Source organism: Moorena sp. SIO4E2 (assembly GCF_010671945.1).
Taxonomy (GTDB): domain Bacteria; phylum Cyanobacteriota; class Cyanobacteriia; order Cyanobacteriales; family Coleofasciculaceae; genus Moorena; species Moorena producens.
Genome location: NZ_JAAHIE010001440.1, coordinates 1 through 1,018, shown reverse-complemented (window position 1 = coordinate 1,018; position 1,018 = coordinate 1). Strand labels below are relative to the sequence as shown.

1 protein-coding gene is annotated in these 1,018 nt (G+C 40.5%); it reads right to left on the bottom strand.

The genetic code is table 11. The features are described 5' to 3' along the window. Positions 1 to 221 precede the first annotated feature (221 nt). Positions 222 to 1,018: sensor histidine kinase (locus F6K37_RS44325; protein WP_502887851.1), on the bottom strand; the 797-nt coding region annotated here is incomplete at its 5' end.

The following is a 1,018-nucleotide window of genomic DNA, read 5'->3' as shown; positions in this document are numbered from 1 at the left end:
AATTTAGAAGTTAGAAGTTAGAATTAGGAATCGGGAATTGGGCTCTCCATGAGCGACTGCATCAAGACATGAGAAAAGTTCCTCTGGTCAGGAAAATTTGCAGAGACTTTAGATTTATTTAGTTTGAGCCGATGGTGCGTTACGGTGTGGGCTATTTCAACGCTGGCAAAGAGGCGGAAAATCAGGGCAATCCCACCCCTAACGCACCCTACGCAACTATTTTAGAATTTTTTGGGATATTTAAAAACTTTCAAAAAAAGAGTTTTAAAGCCATAGCTAACTTTAGCAATACTCCAGTTACGACCTGCTAGAGGCCAGGTTAACTCGCACAGAGTTCCTTGGGGAGAAATGGGCTCTCGCTTAAATGTTCCTCCTAGTTGTTTCGCCAGAGCTTTAGCTTGCTTTGTTCCTCGGTTTTCAGAGGATGAACAGATACCAGAGCCATTATCTTTAACACTTAGAGTGTACCGGTTCTCATGTAGCTTACCAGTCGCACTAAGACGAGTTACTCCCTTAGCATGTTTCCCGACATTGTACAAAGCTTCTTCGATAAACTGGCAGAGTTCTCGCTTTTGCTCAATAGTTAAATATTGTTCCGGGATCTCCTCAAATTTAAGGGCTTTAACCTTAAGGGTATTAAAATGAGGAAGATGCCGTTGCAGGGTATCTCTACAGACTGCAGAAAACAGCTTATGGATTGGAAGCTTCAATTGCAGTTTTAGGTTACTTCCTAGACGGATAGTTTCTTCTTGAGTCAGAGTTTCTTGTTTGAGGTAGTCTGCAATTTCCCAGATGTCATCCTTGATAGTTTTAAGTTTCAACAGTAATTCATCTTCTTGCAAATCCTGGTTTTGAATGCGCGTAATAATGTACGCTAGTGTTTGCATTGGACCATTATGAATGATATTAAATGTTTCATCAATAGTCCGTTGGCGCACATTGATCTGAGACCTCAAAGCCTGGTCATAGTGATAGAAAGCAGGAAATAGTAAACTATTTATGACTAAAATTAACAACG